Origin of the sequence: Olleya marilimosa CAM030 (assembly GCF_000518485.1) — a bacterium.
In the GTDB taxonomy this organism is placed as follows: Bacteria; Bacteroidota; Bacteroidia; order Flavobacteriales; family Flavobacteriaceae; genus Olleya; species Olleya marilimosa.
Genome location: NZ_JADR01000001.1, coordinates 94,896 through 111,381, shown reverse-complemented (window position 1 = coordinate 111,381; position 16,486 = coordinate 94,896). Strand labels below are relative to the sequence as shown.

Sequence of the window (16,486 nt, the reverse complement as noted above, 5' to 3'; positions counted from 1 at the left end):
AGAATGTCTCAAAAAAGAAGAAATAGAAGAAACAAAAAAAATCGGAAATCATCGAATACCGACATCACAAAAAGAGATAAGGTCAAAGGTATTCTTATGATAATCCTTATGGTAATAGCCGCATTTCTGCTTTATTTTTTTGTGCTAAAAGGAAATATTCATAAGCATTAATGAATTAAGATAATAAAATATTCCAAGTGGTTTGTGTGGCTACAAAAATTGAAGTGGAAATGATTGATATATAGTAAAAATGATATTCTATGTCGGAAAATAGACGGAATAGACGAAATAAAAAAAGCAATAAAGTACCCTCTGTAAAAAATAGTATTACCAAAAAAGATAAAATAATTTGGATTAGTATTCTAATCGTTGTTATTGTGTTAATCTTCTTTGTACTGTTCTTGCAATTCCTAAAGTACTTTATATCTATTTAATTAATTACAATTTTAAATGCAACGCTATTGCAGAAGATTAAGTGAAAATAATGATACCCAGAATGAATGACGACAAATTACGACGATATATTAAAAAAATTAGACAATAAATTAGATATTCTTGAAATAGAAGAACAAGATATTTTACTCAAAGCTGAAAAAGGGATTAAACTTGCAAAACAGACCCTTAAATCAGTTAGAAGTATCGTAGTTGATTATGAATTTGAAACCAAATTAGAGGAAATTCATTTCTTTAAATGTACTAAACCAAAAATTTATAGCAAACTTATTTATTACGTAAAATTATTTAACATTGAAAGTAAAAGACCCAGGGGAAGCAATAAATCGCAAGTAAAGTATTTGAACAATTATATTGAGAAACTTCAAACCTACTTTAACGACAATCTTGATTTTTACCATTATTACCGCAGGGAAGCTACTGTATTTGATGAGCAATATTTTTTAAGAGGCAAGGCAGATATTCGGTTGTTCCCAGACTCATTTCACTTTTTTGTTGATGAAGAATTTGCAACAAGCCACGATAGTACCGTGGCCTCAATTTTAGCCTACGACCTTTTGATTGTACACTTAAAACGGGAAATTGATAAATTGGAGAATAATGGAAATTATGCAAGTTTAAGATTGTTACAAAGTAAAACCAAAATTACCTGGACAGCCCACAAAATATATTTAATTGAACTGATATACGCTTTGCACAGTACAGATGTCATTAATAATGGTACTGTTGACATTAAAGATATTGCCTATTTTGTTGAAAAAACATTTAAAGTGGACTTGGGCGATTATTACAGAGCTTTTTTGGAAATACGGATGCGTAAAAATGGCAGAACCAAATTTTTGGATATTCTGAAAAAGCAGTTGACCAAACGGATGGATGATACTGATAACGTAAAATAAAACACCCAAGATGCTTCAACTTGGGTGTTTCTTGTTTTATGGAAAATCTCATTTTATTTGGTGGTTTTTAGATAGGGTATTTTTTCTGAAGAAGTACCAAAACCCTCTATTGTATTACATTGAAAATGAGAGAAGAAAAACACCCAAGTAGGCCTAACTTGTGAATAAAATCCAGCAAACTACCCCAATTTTGTAGAACGAAAGTCAAATCAGGTCAGGGGCTATCATTTTAGATGAAAGCAAAACGGTAGTCCCTTTCTTTTAATCCGTTCTATTATGCCCACAAGTATTATTACCACAGACGACCTTCGAGAATTCAAAATGGAACTGCTCGATGATATCAAGGAACTACTCAATAGCCAATCTGGTCATATTACCAAAAGGTGGCTAAAATCCCCTGAAGTAAAAAAGCTTTTGGGAATCTCTTCTGGCACGTTACAGAATTTAAGAATTAATGGCACATTGCCCTACACCAAAGTAGGGGGTGTACTCTATTACGATTACGAAGAAATAATTAGCGTAATGGAAAATAATAAAGTTCATAACAAATTCTAAATCGTTTTGGAGCAGGTCAATTACATTAAGCACCTAAACGCTGTATTCTTACAATTCTCAAAGGATAGCCGTTTAAATCCCACGCACATAAGTTTGTACGTGGCATTGTTTCAATTATGGAACAACTATCACTTTCCGACAGAATTCTATATCAATCGAGAAGAAGCGATGCGGTTTTCCAAGATTGGTTCAAAAACTACCTACCATCGCTGCATCAAAGAACTACATCATTGGAAATACCTATTATACGAACCCTCACATAATCCATTTAAAGGCAGCAGAATCAAGATGTTCAATTTTGGGACAAGTGATGGACAAGCTCTGTACCCAAACCCTACCAATATCGGGACAAGCAATGGACAAGCGGTGGTATCTATAAACAAACATATACAAACAGGAAAAAACAAAGCAAATGATACTAAACTTGACAAGCCAAAAAATGAAAATGAAGTCATTGATTTTTTTGAAAAGGAAAATTGGCCAGAATTGGAAGCCAAAAAATTTTACAACCACTACCAAGGCATCGGTTGGAAAGTAGGTGGAAAAACAAAAATTGTCGATTGGCACGCCACAGCTCGAAACTGGATGATAAAGGCCGAAGAGCTAAAAGAAGAAAAAACAATGGTTGCAGTTAGCCAAAATACGGACAACCTAAAGACAAGTTCCAACAAAAATTATAATGAACCATTATGAATCCCCACAAACCACATATCATTACCGAGGGTAGCGTTCAATACACCTTGGGAGAACTGAAAGACAATCAAATGCTTTATGATTTTGATAAAATGCTAATTTATCTCAATGCCAAAGGAAAACTACTTTTTGGCAAGAAATTCAAAATTTTTGAAGAAGACCGTGATATTATATTCAAGCTCTGTAATTATTTTATCAGGGATGAAGCTAATTGCAAAAAATTAGACATCGACCGCGATAAAGGGATTTTGCTTTCTGGTCCTGTTGGTTGTGGAAAAACCAGTTTAATGAAACTGTTACGCCATATTGTGCCACATCAGAAATCGTATGAGGTTATACCCACACGAAACATTGCCTTTGCCTTTAATAATATTGGGTACACCATCATTGAAAATTACGGCGACAAAAAGTTTTATTGTTTTGATGATTTGGGTGTAGAACCCACCGGAAGGCATTTTGGAAAAGATTGTAATGTAATGGGCGAAATCTTACTTTCACGTTATGATTTATTTTTAAGTCATAAAACTAAAACACACGCAACTACAAACCTCAATGCTAAAGAACTGGAGGAACGTTATGGGAATAGGGTACGTTCAAGGATGCGACAACTGTTCAATTTAATTGCCTTTGATAAAAGCAGTCGTGATAAAAGGGATTAAATCTAATTTTGGTTTTCTTCCTCTAAAAGAAGTAGTTCGTGTATCATATCGCTTTCATCCAAATATTGAGCCAACCATTCTTGTTGGGAAAGCCAATTGATATACTCTTTATCAGATTCCCAAATAGCTTCAACATATTCCCCTCTATATTTACCGAAACTAAATTTCGTTCCAGAATCTTGTCCCTCAACTTCAGTATCGAACAATTTGTAATAGGTTTCTAATAAACCTTCTTCTCTACACCTGTAATACAGCCATTGTTTTTTATAGCCTTTGTATTGCCTTCTTTTTTCAAGATATTTTACCATTTCAACATCAGATAAGGCCTTAAATGAATTTCGTTTGGTTTTTGGTTTAAACAACCATCCAAAAGTCATCCCCAAAGTATTTTGAAGTACGTTCAAAAAGAAAATTGCAATTGCTCTCATTTTATTTGCACTAGAGTTTATAACACTCTAATTAGGCTTAATTTACGAAAAAAAACCAAAATTTTGACTTCCAGAAGTAAAGATATATTCTTAATAAAATTTTAACAATTTGTAGGAAACCGTAAGAATTTAAAAAGACATTTCAGTATATTTATAGGCGATTACGCTTAAAATATTAATGTTTAAAAAGCTAATGGGAAATCATTGGCTTTTTTATTGTTTCAAAATAATTATTATGCATATAAGTTCACTATCCATTAGGAATTTTAGAAATTTCTATAAATCAAAATTCATTTTTAAAAAAGGTATAAATACTATTTTAGGAGAAAACGGTTCAGGTAAAACCAATCTCTTTTTTGCTTTACGAGTTTTAATTGATGATAAACTTCCAAGATATATAAGATTTAATGAGTCTGACTTTAACCGAGGTCTGGGTAAATGGGCTGGACATTGGATAATTTTATCGGTTACTTTTGACGAACTGGATGCGAGTGAAGAAGCACAGGTACTGGCAGTACAATCTTCGGGAGATATGGAAGGCAGCAAAAAGACTGGAAGTTACTCGGTGTACTTTAGACCAAAATATCAGTTTAGAAAAGAATTATATGATTATTCACAAACCGCAGGTAAAAGTGTAGCAGGGCTTCAGCTTTTTTTTGATAAACTTACGATTGATGATTATGAAACGTCTTACTTATGCAGAGGCTCTGGAGATTTTAGTGATGACACTACCTATAAAAAGTATGTTGGCGATTTTGATGCTGTTGAATTCCCAAACCCAGATGATAAAGAAGAATTGATTTTTGGAACGTTTCTGCCGAGGGAAATAAGTGTGCACAACGAGGTTTCTTGTACGTTCATTAAAGCACTTCGAGATGTCGAAAGCGACTTACGTTCCTATTCTACTAATCCATTGATTAATTTATTACGAGGAAAGGAAAAAACTATTGAAGTTTCAAAACAAACGGACATCATTGATAGCGTTAACAAACTTAACGACCAAATTAGTTCTCTCAAAGAAGTAAAGGATGTGAAAGATGGAATTGACAAAAGTATTAAGGAAGCTGTGGGTACTACTTACGGCCCTAATATAGATGTCAAATCAGAACTTCCAAATGATATGGAAAAACTACTGCAATCACTCAAACTATGGGTTGGCGACCCAGATGAAGAAGGTTATATGGGTAAAATATGGGAGTTGAGTTTGGGAGGTGCAAATATGATTTACCTATCACTAAAGCTATTGGAGTATGAAAAAATCAGAACGGATAGAATTGCAAATTTTCTTTTAATAGAAGAACCAGAAGCACATATTCATACGCATATTCAAAAAACCCTTTTTGATAATGTGCAAACCAATAAAACACAGGTTATTATTTCAACGCATTCTACTCACATTTCATCTGTAAGCCGAATAAGTTCAGTAAATATTTTAAGCCGAGGAAATATGCAGACTTTGGTATATCAACCATCTAACAATCTTGATGATGATTATATAACAAGAGCCGAAAGGTACTTGGACGCCATAAGAAGCAACTTGCTTTTCGCGAAAGGCGTTGTTTTGGTTGAAGGCGATGCAGAACAGATTCTCATTCCTCAAATGTTTAAAAAAGTCTTTGGAATTTCGCTCGATGAAATTGGGATAAGTCTCGTAAACATTGGAAGTACAGGTTTTAAAAATGTTGCAAGGCTTTTCCATAAGGATAGAATTCAGAAAAACTGTGCCATACTAACTGACTTGGATGCCAGTATTGTCAATTTACCTGCAAATGAAGTTGATGATTCTGCTTATGAAAAACATTGTAGGGCATCGCAAATTAGTGGAGCTGAAAGAAAAAAGGAATTGGATAAATTTTGTGACAAAAACGACTTCTTGATTCCTTTTTACTCTAAATACACCTTTGAAGTTGATTTCCTTTTGAATGGGAATAGCCACGAATACGTACAATCACTTCCTGAAATTTTCAAACAACAAGCAGCTATTGATTCTTCAAAGAAAAAGTTAGAAGAAAAATCAGTTTCGATTGCAGGTGTAGAAGTTTTACGATTGGCTGATAAAAAAGGCAAAGGTTGGCTGGCGTTGGTTGTTGCAGATAATTTAGTTTACAATACTTATATTCCTGAATATATTTTGAAAGCCGTTGCTTTTGCATCTTCGCATTTAAATAATGCCTCTAAAGCTAAAACCGCTAAATACAGGTTACGAAAAATTAGTCGTAGTAAAAATGATAGTTATTACGATGTAGCAACAAAAATTAGTTTTAAGGATAAAGAAGACCAACAGGTTATTGATGACTATATAGCCAACTTTCCTAATGACCAATTTACTAAATTTTTATCGTTTATATGATTTTAGATACTTTAAGCGACCAACAAAAAGATGCCGTTGTTAAAGATGGAAATGTACTTCTTACAGCTTGCCCAGGAAGTGGAAAAACACGAGTGATTATTCATAAACTCGCTTATGCTCTAAAAAATATTGATGTAAACAGTAAACAAAGGATTGTCGCTCTAACTTTTACCGTAAGGGCTTCCGAAGAAATATATCGCAGATTAAACGCAATGGGAATTAATAGTAATCGGGTTTGGTCTGGCACTTTGCATTCATTTTGTCTCGAATGGATTATAAAACCCTATTCCTGTTATTTACCTGAACTTGAAAACGGCTATTTAATTGCCGATGAAACTTATGCCTCGGATATCATAAGTGAACTTAAAGAAAAGCATAAGTTAAAACCTATTGACCCGATTAATTTCAGATTCAATAGGGACGGCACATTTGCCGAACCAAAAACAATTCAAAAAAGAGTCCTTAAGGATTATCACGAAAGGCTACAAACAGAGAAGTTAATTGATTTTGAGCTTCTACTATACTATTCATACAAACTCTTAACCAAGCATCCTAAAATAAAAAAAACGTTATCGAACATTTTTAGCCTTATATGTGTTGATGAATATCAAGACACGCAAGATTTGCTTTACGCAATTATTTCGTCGATTGTAACAACTGGGGAAGGTAGCTCAAATCTATTTTTAGTAGGAGATACAGACCAAGCAATTTATGCATCTTTGGGTGGCATTGCCAAAAGTTTGGAAGAAATACAGGAAGAGTTAAACACTTTACCTATTGAGCAACTTACGCTTTCTGGAAATTATAGGTCCACACAAAGAATTATCGACTTTTACTCTATATTCCAGACAAACCCAATTAAAATTGAAGCTATTGGTACTAATAAAGACGTTGATAGTATAATAACGTACAATAACACCATTGACAAAGGATATTTAGTAGATGAAATTGGACGACTTATAGAGCATAGTTTAGATAATGGAATTCCAGAAGATGAAATATGCGTATTGGTTCCGCAATGGTGGTTAATAACTACTATCACAAAACAGTTGAGAGCTAAACTACCAGATGTAAATTTTGATGCTTCAGGTTTAGCACCAATGTCAAAAAATCGAAATAACATTTGGTATAAGTTATCGAGGTTGTTCTTAACGCAGCCACAACCAAAAATATATTCATTGCGATACAAATGGTGTTCTGAAGTAATTGAAAACTTTAAAGAACATACCAATACTGAATTCAGCGAACAATATCAAACAGAGCGAAATGTATTGAAATTGATTAACTCGATAACATCCAATGAAACTGAAGGTATCGATTATCTTAATGATTGTTTTGACCAGTTTTTAGAGGCTGTTGGGATTGACCAAACTATTTACGCACAACTTCTTATAAATAGGAAGACCTTTTTCGATGTAATAAAGAGCCGTCTTGAAGACCCAACGTTTCAAGTTCCAAGTGACATAGCATCATTTATGAGTTTTTATAGAGAAATGTCAGGCGTCGTCATCAATACTTGCGTTGGTGTTAAAGGAGAAGAATTTGAAACCGTTATTGCTTATGGTTTGCTAAATGGGTATATCCCACATTGGAATGACATTTTTACTGGAGACCCTGTTGCCGCTTCAAAAAAACTACTTTATGTTATCTGTTCAAGAGCCAAAACCAATTTACACTTGATATCAGAAACTGGCAGACAAACCAAAAAAGGAAACCCGTTAGAGATTACCCCAGAATTGCAAAATCTTAATTTTGAATTTGATGAAATATAAAAAATGTTGTAATCCATTTGTAACGATTTGAAAAATTAAGGATAGTGTTTTTAGGATAAAATGAAGAAAATAGATTTAGAGAAAAAATCATTAGAAATTCAAAAAATAATCTCTCGTTATACAAAAGAGAGCTTTGTATGTTTTTTTGCTGATTTTATTAGACACCATCCAGAAAGAAGCAATATTGGATTTTCAAAAAAATTCAAGTCAAAATTAAAAGATTCTTTATATCTGATAATGTTAAGACTCTCTACACCATTGGCAGGCAAGGAAGAACTTCATTATTCAGAAAAAAATGATTTAGTACTTCAGCAAGTTGCTGACATTCTTTTAGAGATAGTTAGTTTCTATTTATCAGAAAATTATGAGGGAAATGAATTTGATGAGATTTCTGATAAAAGACAAAAATTACTTGTTCACGAATTAGCATTCAAAAATTACTTTCAAAACGGAATATTAAATTATAGAGAACAAGAGGTAAATAAGGTTATTAGGATGTTTAAACCTTATCAAGATAAAATACAGGAAAGATTAGAAATCGATTTAAAAACCTTAATTAATTTATGCAATCATTCTGAATTAATTTATCGTGCAAAGTCAATAAATTCAAAGTCATTTATTTTAGACAAAGGCTTTGACAAACTGGCTCGACAATCTGCAAATGGATTATTAGCAGAGAATGAGTTTACAGATAAGCTGTTAGAACTTTCGAATGAGACCCAAGAAAGTTTTTTGAATTTTTTTGAGAAACCCCACCAATGTTTACTTTTTGCCAAACAAGATTTTCACCTCTCTTTTGAAGAAAAACATATTGATATTTTCTGTGGCTTATTTTCAATTGATATTAAAGATAATCATAGTAATTTATTTTATTCCCAACAAAATCCTTTAGAAAATAAACCGATTATAAGAATTAGTGATAATCAGTATTTAAACGTATATCAAAAACAATTGCCTTCAGCTCTATATGATTTACTTTATACCACGCTTACTCAAACAAAAAAGGAAAAAGAACAAGTAAATTTCCGTAGAGGAAAAGTTGTTTTGGAAAGCCATACTTTGGATATATTTAAAAAATTCTTCAAAAAATCAAAAAGGATTAAAATTTTCACCAACTATTACATAAACAACGAGCCAGAAGAAAAAGATATATTAATCCTTGTGGATAATAACGCCTATATCATTGAATGTAAGGCTTCAAGATATAGAGAACCACGAAGGGTTACGGAACAAGCATACCAAAGAATTAAATCTGACTTTAACGACTGTATTCAAAAAGGTTATGACCAATGCTATCAGGTTGAACAGGAATTGTTAAACAATGAAAAGGTTATTGTTAGCTTGAAAAATAAATCGGAGGTAATTATCACGAATGAAATTCACGAGATTTTTTGCATTGTAGTTACTTCAGAAAGATTTGCTTCCATACAAACCGATTTAGGATTAATGCTTAAAAGGAAAAATAATGAAGACCCTTACCCTTGGTCAATATATGTCGATGATTTAGAAACTTTTTTGAAAGTGCTTTACAATAGTTTCAGTAATCCATCCAGAAAGATTTTTAACTTTTTGGAGCATAGAGAATTACTACACGGAAGATTAATAACCAATGATGAATTGGATGTATGTGCTATGTTCCTAAAAGACCCAAAGAACTTCAAAGAAATATGTGAAAGTGAATATGTTGTTTTTACTGACCCAACCCTACAAAATTATTTTGACAAGTTATATTTTGACAAAAAACTAAAATTTAGGATTGAGGATTTTTAGTTTTAATTATCTCTTTGAAGATAGTTATAATAATCTTTCTAATGCTTTTTACAATTTCCATAAATATTTCCTTCATAACCCAACATTTAAATAGTTATACAATCCCATTAAAATGGCCAATGCCATTGCTCTTATATTTTTGGGCTTTAAAAAATAATCTGCTTCATCGGTGCTCGAAATAAAGCCCATTTCGATGAGTATAGCAGGGCGAATTTCGATATTTTCACGTAGCACTTGAAAATTTGCGAATCGAACTGCTCGTTTTTTAAAGTCCAATTTCAGAGTGCTTTCTTCCAAAATGGACAATCCCATTCCGATAGATTTCTTTATAAGTACTTCTTCATCGTTGGTATTATGCACGTAAATGTCCATTCCTTTTGCCGATGTGTTAGAGGCATTGCAATGTAACGATACAAACACATCAGCCTTTAAGCTTTCAGCTAATCGACTTCTATCGGATAAAGAAATTAAAGTGTCCATATATCTGGTCGAATACATATCAAACTCGTTATTTAAGAGGGTTTCATTTAGCCTTATAATCTCTTTGGCAATACTTAACGATACATCCTTTTCTTGAATACTATTTGTACCGATTGCACCAGTATCTTTTCCACCGTGTCCAGGGTCGATGATAATGACTTTTTGTTGACCGAAAATCACACAGAATTGTAGCATCAAAATCACAAAACTGACGTTTTTGGGCGTTACCCACTTCCAAAATTTTAGAGTTATCAACATCGCACTTTTCAATTTTCATAAAATTTGATACCAATTCGCATCAAATAAAAACAATTGACATCAAAACTTATTTTATTCACAATTTACTGATTATCAGTTCTTTGTATTGCAATATACACTATTTTTCAAATATCAAAATTGACGTAAAATCTAAATCACTTTGATTATGAAAAAATCACATTATGTAACCATCTTATCATTACTTATTTCAAGTACAACTTTTGCACAAATTGGAGGTATCGAAGATTCCGTAAACGATGTTTCTGATACTATCCGAACCATTTTCCCCATTATTTTGGGCGTTATCTTTTTAATTGGATTCCTATTTAATGCTGGACATTTCTTTGGCGAAAATGCCGATTTAAAAAAAGGGATTACCCGCGTACTGGTCTTTGTATTGATTGCGGGAGCAGTCGTGGGCATCTTTACGTACCTCATTAGCATCGTAGTGTAATGAAACGATTCGAGGTCTATAAAAACATACGCAAGCGAGCCGTGATTATGGGTCTGCCCATATCATTGTTCGCTTTAATGATGACCGTTGTTATCGGTTCATTGCTGTTCATCATCTTTTCGTTCAGCTTTACTGTTATCATTTCAGTATTTCTATTGAACGGTGCACTGTATATCGTATTGACTCACATTACCAAAAACCCTGCATTGATGCACATCAAAAAGGTATTCCCACAAACAATTAGTAACAAAAAAGGAAGTCGTCTGTACTATGAAGAAAATTAACCTATCGGCATATCATCCTATTTTGGATATTCAAGACCATATCGTGTTCGCTAATAACGGCAATGTGGTATTGGGCTATCAAGTGGACAATCCTGAAATCTATTCCCTCGCGGAAAAAGATTTTGAGGATATTCACGGTTCGTGGTTTCAAGCGTTTAAATCATTGCCTATTGCCACGGTTATCCACAAACAGGACATCTATCAGAAAGCTGAATATTTGGCGGAAGAACTTCCGAACAAAAGCTTTTTGCAACGTGCCACACACGATTATTTTAAAGGTCGGGAATTCATTAAACATTCTTCTTACCTATTCTTTATACTTCCGCACAACAAAGCTTTGAACGCACCGAAGTTTACCAACCCATTCCGCAAGGTCGAAAAGGGTATTCATAAGCAAATGGACCATAACGTTCAGGAATTTATTGCTTCTGTTAACGATGCCGTTTCCTTTGTAAATAACAGCCGGAAAGTGTCATTGATACCTTTGGGTATCGATAAAGTCTTGTCATTGACCAATGCTTATTTTAATGGATTCAACGAAGGATTTGATACCGACATTCTATTGAAAAAAGCGAATATTGAAATTGGCGACCATCATTTTGATGTGCTGGCCATCAATAGCGAATTGTGTTATGGCGATGTGGTTCAGAGTAGCAAGACCAATGATAAATTTACTTCGGACGACTTTGTATTCCACCAAGGATTTATTGACGGATTAGGGTTGAATCTCAATGAAAATCATATTGTCAACCAAATCATTTATTTGGATGATAAGCACAAATGGCGAAAGCTGTTGGACAAGAAAATTGAAGAACTCAAAAAGAGTTCCAATTTTGGAACACAGAACAAAGTCATCTTAAAGAAGATTGAAGACATTGTTACCAAAATCAATGAGGACGATAGTTCAAGAATTATTAGGGGTCATCTAAATATTATATTCTGGGATAAAGATGAAGCACAATTAGAAAGAATTGCTTCCAAAATAAAAACCGAATTCAAAGAATTGGATATAGTGCCTTATTATCCAAAAGGCGAAGAACGCAAGCAATATTTCTTAAACTCATATTGCTGTTTTACTTCCAATTTTTCTAATGAGGATTTATACGTAACCGATTTAAAACACGCTCTTTGCCTGTACATTAACAATACCAACTATCAGTCAGATGCCACAGGTGTCATCTTTAATGACAGACAACATAACATTCCTGTACTTAAAGATGTCTGGGATGAAAAGAAGAAACGCATCAAGGCAAGGAACTTTGCCATTTTCGCACCTACTGGAGAGGGAAAATCTTTTTTGGCAAACAATATTCTACGCCAATATTTTGAACAAAATGTTCGATTGGTCATTATTGATTTAGGTGGTTCATATTCAAAATTTGCCAAGCTCTATCCAGACGACCATATCATCCTTCGCTATGAACAGGGAAAAAATTTGGGTATCAATCCATTCTATATCTCTGATGTCAATGATTTGACACCAGAGCGATTGGAAGATTTGGCAATCTTCCTTTTAGAGCTCTTGGCTTCGGGCAAAGCAACGACTAAAGCTGAAGAAGTGGCGGTCAAAAAAGTACTTCGGTACTACTATCTACAAAATGTGGGTGGTACACATTCTTTGGAAAATTTATACCAGTTCGTTGATACAAAAAAAGACACCTTTTTAGAAGAACTACATATTCAAGAGCAACATTTCAACATCTACGATTTTCTGCACATTCTCTCTGAATATGTGGATGATGGCTTGTACAGCTTCCTGTTCAATGTAAGTGAAGACCAGACCTATAAAATTGAGGATAAAAGACTGATTGTTTTTGAACTTGATGAAGTAAAGGACAATAAGGAAATCCTTTCCGTAATGTTGAAGCTGATTAAATCTGCCATTCAAAGAACCATTTGGAGAAATAAAGCCGAGAGGGGAATCATCCTATTCGACGAGTTTGCCAAACAGCTCAAATTTGGAAATGTACTCGAAAGTGTAGAATTCTATTATCAAGCCATTAGAAAACAAAATGGAGCGATTGGGATTATACTGCAATCCATTAACCAATTGCCCAACAATTCCACATCGGCGAGTATTCTTGAAAACACCCAAGTAATTTACAGCCTTCGTAATGAAAAAGGCTATGCCGAATTAAAAAACAGGCTCAACCTTACCAGTCACGATTTAAACCAGTTAAAATCCATTCGTAACAACCTTACAGGAACACGAAAATATACCGAAATGTTCATCAAAATCGGAAAGGAAAGCAACATTTTCCGATTGGAAGTACCGCCCGAAGTCTTTGCTGCTTACCTCACGGATGGCAAAGAAAACGAAGACATTATGAAACATTTTGAAGAATACCAAAATATGGAGAAAGCCATTAAAATATTTATTAATTCTTAAAAATAAAAATTATGAGACACACTATCAGAAATCTAATGTTATCCGCACTATTTGTAGTGCTAATTGGAAGTAAGGCTTCGGCCCAGGGGATGCCTGTGTATGACAACACAAACTTTATCTCTTTTATAAAATCATTATTGGAATCAGGTAAACAAACCGCCAATTTAATGAAGACGGTAAAATTCCTTAAAACCCAAAAAGAGAATATCGATAAGGTAAACAATGTCATCAAACAACTTCAAGCAGTCAGGGAACTGGCAAGAAACAACCAACGATTGTTTGATGTTGTACAGGATGATTTGAGGGAAATCCTCAATTCCCCTTTTATTAAACCAAATGAAGTTACACGCATTTCAGATTCCTTTGATGCCATCCTTCAGAACTCTATGGCTGGTATGGAATATATCGACCAAATATTGTCCAGCGACAATCTGAAAATGACCGATGCCGAACGTGCCGAAGTCCTTAAAGAAAAAGAGCTGGAATCCAAGGAAATGGTAGCGGAAATTGAGGCAAAAACCAGACGCTATCGAGAGATTATTCAATTTCGAGAAATGCAGTACAAAATCAATAACCGAGAAACCGATTACTAATGTCAGGTATTTTTTTAGGCATAGGGTTAGAGTTTGTGGACACTATTTTTCAAACGATAAAAAATAGTGATTTCTCACAATACACTATTGTAGGAATGAAGACACTCGCCCTCTTGTTTTTTCTCATCAACATCCTAAAAAAGTACAATGAAGGTGTAGCCAATAATGAGGGTTATACGTGGGGATTGACCCCTGCGGAACTGGCCAAAAACTTTGCAATAGTGATTTTAGTCATTTTTTCCACACAGGTATTAAGTGTTTTCGACACCATTTTGGTGGCCATTGAAAACCAATATCGGGACACGGCACCCGCACTTCTTCCTTTACAGATGCAAGATATTGACATCGAACAGGATGTAAGTGCTTGGGATGCCACCAAAAAAGCAATGGCAATGCTTTATGAAGCATTAGTAACACCTTTATACGGCTTAAAAATACTATCCTTTATTGCCGGAATATTTCTCTGGCTATTGGATTTGTTTATTTACCCCTTATTCCTTGCAGAACGATTCTTTTTGCTGGGCATAATGCAAGCCTTTTTCCCTTTGGTCATCAGCTTGGCGGTTTTTGAAAAGTTCAGGTCGTTGGCATACAACTTTTTTAAGCTTTACGCTGGCGTATATATGTTAGTTCCTGCCTTCTTTCTGGTCAATGTTTTCGTGAATAATCTTTATACCGAAATCAATACAAATTTCTGGAGCGACTTATTTGGTACGGATTGGGGGAGTAATTTTTTCGCACCGCTTTTACAGTTAGGGTCTATCGGATTTATTGTATTGCTGAAATTCAAATTATATAAACGAGCGACCTCGTTCACTTTTAAACTCTTTATAGGCTGATAAAGCAATAATAATTTACAGATGAAAACACCATATAAGAATATTTACAACATCTTAAAGCTCAATCGCTTTATAGTATTGACCGTCGTTATTGGAGCTGTGCTCACGTGCGTCATTTCCGTTTTGATGGTCATAAAGCTGCATAAAGAAACAGTTAATAATGCTTTTGTAGTCAATTCGGACGGAAGTGTTATTCCCTTGAAACTGGTATCTCAACAAGAAAATTTAAAAGTAGAAGTCTTGGCACAATTGGAGTTGTTTCACACTTATTTCTATAACATTGATGCCAGCAATTACGAAAAGAACTTGGAGAAAGCCCTTTGGTTGGGTAATAGTTCTGTAGATGCTCTGTACCGACAGAAAAAAGCCGATGGAGTTTATAACCGTTTGTTGCAATACTCGTTGGTTCAAAAAGTATTGAATATCGAATCCAAAGTTGATATTCAAAACGAACCCTACAAGTTTGAAACGAAAACCATTTTTGAAATCAATAGAGGTACTATCACAGATACTTATGAGTTGACCACTATTGGAAATTTGATTCACGTAGATAGAAACTTTCCAAACAATACCCACGGACTGCTAATTACCAACTTTTTTGAAAGCACATTACGAAAATTAGAAAATTATGAAAGTAGAAAAAAATAAAATAGTCTTTGCCATCGTGTTGGTATGCATCCTGCTTTTTATAGGTGGCTATGCAATGCTTATATTGGGCGAGGACGAAGAACCGACCATTGAGAACAACCAGATTCCTGTACCGGAACTGGAAGACGACCAAAAGGAATACGATTCCAAATTGGATGCCCTAAACGACTTAAAGGAAGTTAGGGAAACCAACGCACCCAGCATTTATGATGAACGGCTGTTGGATTCCACAGGCGTATATGACCCTGATTTATTGGACAAGAAAAAAATGCAGATGGTAGATAGCATTTACCAACAAGGGCAGATTCGATATTCAGATAGAACGTTTGAAAATATTAATCCAAGATACTATCCACCAAAACCACCTGTTAAGAAGGAAAAAGACACAACGGATGCTATTGAAGAGCAAGAAACGAACGTGGAAGCCAAAGAACGTGCTTTGGAGCATCAACTCTTTTTTGCTTCGCATCCTATTGAAAATGAGGATTTGAATTCAAAAAATACCGATGATTTCATTTATGTACGAGTAGATGGCACACAAACAGTTAAAACCAATTATCGCTTACAAATGCGGTTGATAAAAGATGCTACCATTTATGGACAACGCTATTCCAAGAATACGCCTATTTATGGATTTGTCAATTTTAAACCCAATCGCACCATCATAGACATTGAGAATATCAATCATCAACCAGTAAAATTGAAAGCCTATGATTTTCAGGATGGTAGCGAAGGCATTTATGTTGAAAACAGTTTTAGAGCAGAAGTTACCAATGAAATTGTTGGCGATATGGTGGACGACATTAATATTACTGGTGTTCCGCAAGTAAGCGGTTTCAAGAAAATATTCCAACGTAACCATAAAAACGTAAAGGTTACGATAACCGATAATTACAAACTCATTTTAAGACTTCCTAAAACAAAATATCAAGGAAAGCCCATAATGGGCAATTAATAAACTC

At 34.2% G+C, this 16,486-nt stretch carries 15 protein-coding genes; 13 read left to right on the top strand and 2 right to left on the bottom strand.

Translation table 11 applies throughout. The annotated features are described in order from the left end of the window. Positions 1-500: 500 nt before the first annotated feature. From M890_RS0100565 to M890_RS0100550, 4 genes are all read left to right on the top strand, one after another. On the top strand, positions 501-1,352 hold the full coding sequence (locus M890_RS0100565) for an RteC domain-containing protein (protein WP_027126739.1): 852 nt from the start codon (positions 501-503) through the stop codon (positions 1,350-1,352). 276 nt (positions 1,353-1,628) lie between these two features. Continuing rightward, the gene (locus M890_RS0100560; RefSeq protein WP_025743375.1) at positions 1,629-1,907 is read left to right on the top strand and encodes a helix-turn-helix domain-containing protein; all 279 of its coding nucleotides are present in this window, start codon (positions 1,629-1,631) and stop codon (positions 1,905-1,907) included. Positions 1,908-2,006: 99 nt separating this feature from the next. Next, positions 2,007-2,600: a hypothetical protein gene (locus M890_RS0100555; protein ID WP_231567362.1), complete on the top strand. Its 594-nt coding sequence runs from the start codon at positions 2,007-2,009 to the stop codon at positions 2,598-2,600. After that, positions 2,597-3,259, top strand: coding sequence for a P-loop NTPase family protein (locus tag M890_RS0100550; RefSeq protein WP_110355858.1), 663 nt, complete (start codon positions 2,597-2,599; stop codon positions 3,257-3,259). The genes M890_RS0100555 and M890_RS0100550 overlap by 4 nt, the downstream gene beginning before the upstream one ends. A gap of 2 nt (positions 3,260-3,261) precedes the next feature. On the opposite strand, the gene M890_RS0100545 is transcribed toward M890_RS0100550, so the two are convergent. Beyond that, entirely contained in the window at positions 3,262-3,687 is a 426-nt protein-coding gene (locus M890_RS0100545; RefSeq protein ID WP_027126737.1) for an exodeoxyribonuclease X C-terminal domain-containing protein, read from the bottom strand. 235 nt (positions 3,688-3,922) lie between these two features. On the opposite strand from M890_RS0100545, the gene M890_RS0100540 reads away from it, so the two are divergent. From M890_RS0100540 to M890_RS0100530, 3 genes are read left to right on the top strand one after another with little or no spacing between them, the layout of a single operon-like run. Next, positions 3,923-6,037, top strand: coding sequence for an ATP-dependent nuclease (locus M890_RS0100540; RefSeq protein ID WP_027126736.1), 2,115 nt, complete (start codon positions 3,923-3,925; stop codon positions 6,035-6,037). Beyond that, on the top strand, positions 6,034-7,809 hold the full coding sequence (locus M890_RS0100535; protein ID WP_027126735.1) for an ATP-dependent helicase: 1,776 nt from the start codon (positions 6,034-6,036) through the stop codon (positions 7,807-7,809). The genes M890_RS0100540 and M890_RS0100535 overlap by 4 nt, the downstream gene beginning before the upstream one ends. Before the next feature lie 60 nt (positions 7,810-7,869). Next, positions 7,870-9,579 carry a hypothetical protein gene (locus M890_RS0100530; protein ID WP_027126734.1) on the top strand — a complete coding sequence of 570 codons (1,710 nt, stop codon included), beginning with the start codon at positions 7,870-7,872 and terminating at the stop codon, positions 9,577-9,579. Positions 9,580-9,651: 72 nt separating this feature from the next. Here M890_RS0100530 and M890_RS0100525 read toward each other — a convergent pair whose 3' ends face one another. Next, a complete protein-coding gene (locus M890_RS0100525; protein ID WP_035479736.1) occupies positions 9,652-10,317 on the bottom strand; it encodes an N-acetylmuramoyl-L-alanine amidase family protein in 666 nt (221 codons plus the stop codon). Positions 10,318-10,483: 166 nt separating this feature from the next. Here M890_RS0100525 and M890_RS16570 point away from each other — a divergent pair, with 166 nt between their 5' ends. The 6 genes from M890_RS16570 to traM all read left to right on the top strand — a co-directional run bounded on the left by M890_RS16570 (position 10,484) and on the right by traM (position 16,479). Next, positions 10,484-10,771 (top strand): hypothetical protein, encoded by a 288-nt coding sequence (locus M890_RS16570; RefSeq protein WP_025743366.1) that lies wholly within the window; start codon positions 10,484-10,486, stop codon positions 10,769-10,771. A 270-nt stretch (positions 10,772-11,041) separates the two neighbouring features. Beyond that, positions 11,042-13,444: a TraG family conjugative transposon ATPase gene (locus M890_RS0100515; RefSeq protein ID WP_028281643.1), complete on the top strand. Its 2,403-nt coding sequence runs from the start codon at positions 11,042-11,044 to the stop codon at positions 13,442-13,444. A gap of 35 nt (positions 13,445-13,479) precedes the next feature. After that, complete coding sequence (locus M890_RS0100510) at positions 13,480-14,037, top strand: conjugal transfer protein (protein ID WP_394331857.1); 558 nt, start codon at positions 13,480-13,482, stop codon at positions 14,035-14,037. Then, positions 14,037-14,876 carry a hypothetical protein gene (locus M890_RS0100505; RefSeq protein ID WP_036596982.1) on the top strand — a complete coding sequence of 280 codons (840 nt, stop codon included), beginning with the start codon at positions 14,037-14,039 and terminating at the stop codon, positions 14,874-14,876. The genes M890_RS0100510 and M890_RS0100505 overlap by 1 nt, the downstream gene beginning before the upstream one ends. 21 nt (positions 14,877-14,897) lie before the next feature. Then, positions 14,898-15,524 carry a conjugal transfer protein TraK gene (locus tag M890_RS0100500; protein ID WP_025743362.1) on the top strand — a complete coding sequence of 209 codons (627 nt, stop codon included), beginning with the start codon at positions 14,898-14,900 and terminating at the stop codon, positions 15,522-15,524. Beyond that, positions 15,505-16,479, top strand: a complete 975-nt coding sequence (traM, locus tag M890_RS0100495) for a conjugative transposon protein TraM (protein ID WP_025743361.1) — start codon at positions 15,505-15,507, stop codon at positions 16,477-16,479. The genes M890_RS0100500 and traM overlap by 20 nt, the downstream gene beginning before the upstream one ends. Positions 16,480-16,486: the final 7 nt, after the last annotated feature.